The sequence below is a fragment of the Mycobacterium sp. genome (genome assembly GCF_036488105.1).
Lineage (GTDB): Bacteria > Actinomycetota > Actinomycetes > Mycobacteriales > Mycobacteriaceae > Mycobacterium.
Genome location: NZ_DASXHW010000032.1, coordinates 1 through 2,880 on the forward strand (window position 1 = coordinate 1; position 2,880 = coordinate 2,880).

Genomic DNA, 2,880 nt, shown 5'->3' on the forward strand with positions numbered 1-2,880 from the left:
AGCGGTTATTCGAACGTATGATCGATCAGTGGGAGACCTCGCGTCGATCGGATACAACGGCCAGCCGGCCCGCAACCCGTTCCGCGTCGTGCGCCCGCCGATCAGCGTGCTGATTGATCTGACCGTGCTCTTTCCCCGCGAGCCACACCGGTCCGGCCGCTTTCAGCCCAACGGCCTGCAGTTGCACAAGGTCGTCGAAGGCTGGCTGACGTGCTGGGGCATTTGCGAGCAGGGCGACTGGTGGGGGTTGGTGACCTACCCGGTCGCCTACGGGTCAAAGCGCAAGAACGTCACGCACTGGGTGCCGGCGTGGACGCTGCGACGCAAGGCGGGTCCGGCGCAGCGCTGATCGGCAAGCAATGCGAAGATTCAGCGCGTGACGGGAAGTTGGGTCTCTGTGCTGACCACCCTGATTCCGCTGGCGCTGGTCGTGTCGATCTCGCCGCTGTCCGTCATTCCGGCGGTCCTGGTGTTGCAGACGCCGCGGCCGCGACCGACCGGTCTCGCGTTTCTCGGCGGCTGGTTGCTGGGCCTGGTGGCGCTGACCGCCGTGTTCGTCGCGTCCTCCGAATCGCTCAGTGGCCTGCACAACAAGGCGCCGGTCTGGGCATCCTGGACACGCGTGGTGCTCGGGTTGGCGCTGATCGCGTTCGGCATCTATCGGTGGCTGACCCGCGAAGGACACACCGAGTCACCGAAGTGGATGCGGTCTTTCGAAACCCTCAGGCCCGCGCGGGCTCTGGCCACCGGGTTGGTTTTGGTGGTGGTGAGGGTCGAGGTGCTGACCATGTGCGCATTGGCCGGCTTGGCCATCGGCAGCGGCGACCTCGGCACCGCCGGCGAGTTGGTCACCGGTGCCATCTACATCGCCGTCGCCGCATCCACGGTCGCGATCCCCGTCCTCGCTTACGTGGCCGCCGGTCACCGGATGGACGATCCGATGGCGCGGCTCAAGGAGTGGATGGAGCGCAACAACGCTGCGATGCTCGCCGGGGTGCTGGTCCTGATCGGCGGGCTGGTGCTCTACCACGGCGTTAACGCGCTGCTCTGAGGACCGCTGAAGCAGGCATAAAATCGGCGCCCGTGAGCCTTAACGACCGGGATGCGCTGGCGGTGCTGCACGCCGCCCTTGACGCGGACGACAACAACGGGCTCATCGGCCGCTTCTACACCCGCTGGTTTGCCTCCGATGTGTCACCGCGCGACCTGTTTCCGCCCGACATGGGCGTGCAGCGGGTCGCCTTCGCGCAAGCGTTGAAGTGGATTTACGGCGAACTGGTCGCTCAGCGGGCCGAAGATCCGGTGGCGTTTCTGGCGCAGCTGGGACGCGACCACCGTAAGTACGGAGTGCTGCCCGAGCACTACGGGACGCTGGGGCAGGCGCTGTATGCGACGCTGCGCGACGAGCTGGCCGAGGCGTGGACCGACGCCGTCGACGCCGCGGCTCTGCAGTCGGTGAACCTGATCACCGGGGTGATGAGCGGCGCCGCCGACGCCGAACCAGGGCCGGCGTGGTGGGACGGCGTGGTGGTCGAACACCTTCGGGTGTCCCGCGACCTGGCCGTCGTCCGGCTGCAACTGGACAGCCCGATGCCCTACCACGCGGGCCAGTACGTCAACGTCGCCGTTCCGCAGTGCCCGCGGCGGTGGCGATACCTGACACCGGCCATCCCGCCAGATGGCACCGGAGCCATCGAGTTTCATGTCCGCGCGGTATCGGGCGGTCTGGTCAGCAATGCCATCGTCAACGAGACCCAGGCCGGTGACCGGTGGCGGCTGTCCAGCCCGCACGGCGCCCTGCAGGTCGACCGCGACGGCGGCGACGTGCTGATGGTGGCCGGCAGCACCGGGCTCGCACCGCTGCGCTCGATCGTCATGGACCTCACCCGCTGGGGGGTGAACCCGCGCGTGCACATGTTCTTCGGCGCCCGCTACCCGTGCGAGCTCTACGACCTGCCGACCTTGTGGCAGATCGCCTCACACAATCCCTGGCTGTCGGTGACTCCGGTCGCCGAGCGCGGCGGCGACCCCGCCTGGGCCGCCGACTATCCCGACGTCACGCCGCCGCGCGGGCTGCATCTGCGCCAGACCGGCAAGCTGATGGACATCGTCACCAAATATGGCAACTGGGGAGACCGTCAGATCCTGATCTGCGGCGGGCCGGAGATGATCCGCGCCACCAAAGACGCGCTGATCGCCAAAGGCGCGCCGCCGGAGCGCATTCAGCACGACCCGCTGTGCAGCTAGTCTCATCGGGTGCATATCGTCACGCTGAGCGACCCGTCATCGTCGATAGAGGCCCAGTTCGTGCCGGAAGCCGGGATGATCGGTATTTCGCTGAGCGATTCAGGTACCGAACTGCTCGGCCAGCGCCGTGGGCTGGACGCCTATGTGGCCAACGGTAAAACAATGGGCATCCCGCTGTTGTACCCGTGGGCAAATCGGTTGGGCGCCAACAGCTATACGGTGGAGGATACGACGGTCACGCTGACCGCCGGCGAACACGGGGTGCGGACCGACCCCAACGGGTTGCCGATCCACGGTGTGCTGGCCGCCTATCCGCACTGGCGCGTGACGCATGAGTCGGGCCACGAACTCACCGGCGAAGTGGACTTCAGCGACGAGGATCTGCTGGCCAGCTTTCCGTTTCCACATCGGCTCGCGCTGACCGTCTCGCTGTCGCATCGGACCCTGCGGATGCGTGCCTCGGTGACCCCGACCGGCGAGCAGGCCGTGCCCCTGTGTTTCGGTTTCCATCCGTATCTTCAGTTGCCGGACGTGCCGCGCGATGAGTGGATCATCGAGACCCCGGCGATGCGACACCTGACGCTCGACGGGCAGGGGCTGCCTACCGGCGCAGCGGTCGTCCAGCCAGCCCTC

General features: G+C 67.2%; 4 protein-coding genes. All 4 read left to right on the forward strand.

The annotated features are described in order from the left end of the window. Positions 1-28: 28 nt before the first annotated feature. A complete protein-coding gene (locus VGH54_RS01805) occupies positions 29-349 on the forward strand; it encodes a hypothetical protein (RefSeq protein ID WP_331510221.1) in 321 nt (106 codons plus the stop codon). 27 nt (positions 350-376) lie between these two features. Beyond that, positions 377-1,051 (forward strand): GAP family protein, encoded by a 675-nt coding sequence (locus VGH54_RS01810; protein WP_331510222.1) that lies wholly within the window; start codon positions 377-379, stop codon positions 1,049-1,051. Positions 1,052-1,083: 32 nt separating this feature from the next. Next, positions 1,084-2,247, forward strand: coding sequence for an FAD-binding oxidoreductase (locus VGH54_RS01815; RefSeq protein WP_331510223.1), 1,164 nt, complete (start codon positions 1,084-1,086; stop codon positions 2,245-2,247). Between the two features lie 9 nt (positions 2,248-2,256). Next, positions 2,257-2,880: aldose 1-epimerase (locus VGH54_RS01820; protein WP_331510224.1), on the forward strand; the 624-nt coding region annotated here is incomplete at its 3' end.